The organism is Sphaerochaeta sp. UBA5836, from assembly GCF_002432845.1.
GTDB lineage: Bacteria > Spirochaetota > Spirochaetia > Sphaerochaetales > Sphaerochaetaceae > Sphaerochaeta.
Genome location: NZ_DJGW01000020.1, coordinates 1 through 833, shown reverse-complemented (window position 1 = coordinate 833; position 833 = coordinate 1). Strand labels below are relative to the sequence as shown.

General features: G+C 43.0%; 1 protein-coding gene. It reads left to right on the top strand.

Annotation, left to right across the window (positions count from 1 at the left end; genetic code table 11):
* A partial coding sequence (locus B3F49_RS01705; RefSeq protein ID WP_293908684.1) for a hypothetical protein occupies window positions 1-421 on the top strand: 421 nt, incomplete at its 5' end.
* Window positions 422-833 lie beyond the last annotated feature (412 nt).

Sequence of the window (833 nt, the reverse complement as noted above, 5' to 3'; positions counted from 1 at the left end):
CAACTACAATATTGCAGACGAACCAGTGTACAACATCTCCTTTGCGAATAGTGATGTGTATATTCAGGATATCGGATATGCGACGCTTTCCCCCATACCTCTTACCAATCTTAATCTACAGGTGGAGAACTACCAGAACACCTACCTTGGGCAAAGCCGGGTGAACGTCCGCTTTTATCAGGATGGATACCCAACATTCCGCTTCCTTCACACAGCAAATCCTGCATGTCAATTGCCATACACTCTTTGGGTCAACCAAACCGAGGTCCCTTACAATATGCCCTTCAGCCCATGGCCGGCACCCATGGCCGCAATTAATGTTGCCCAGATTTCTCTGATGGTGAGGCAGCAAGATTTGGATGCTGCACTGGAAGGTGAATACACCACCACCATCACTGTGGAGGTCATCAGCGGCATCTAAATCAGGCTTGAAAGAACCCGAAACGTTTTCCTATATTGGATTAGTAAAAGCTTTTCTCGGCCATTTGGATACTGCGTATAGCCAGCCCTAAAAAAGAAGCTCCCTGAACAACACGACGAGCTCCAACAGAGTCATCTCTATAGGAAAAATGTTGGCTGTTTTTTAAGAAATAATGACTTCAAGCTGTTTATCTGTAATTCACTGAGCTAAATTTTAACGACAACCCTTTTTCTTATGGAAACTGATAGTAAATTTCTATAACTATAAAGAATTGCTGCCTGTCTCATAGTGCATTACATCTTGGAACAACCTCTAATGTACTTAGAGATTGAAAATATAAGCACACAGAGTGTTCCAGGATATGTACATCATTTATTCCGGTCCGAACGACAAATACGAGTACCTGGGACTT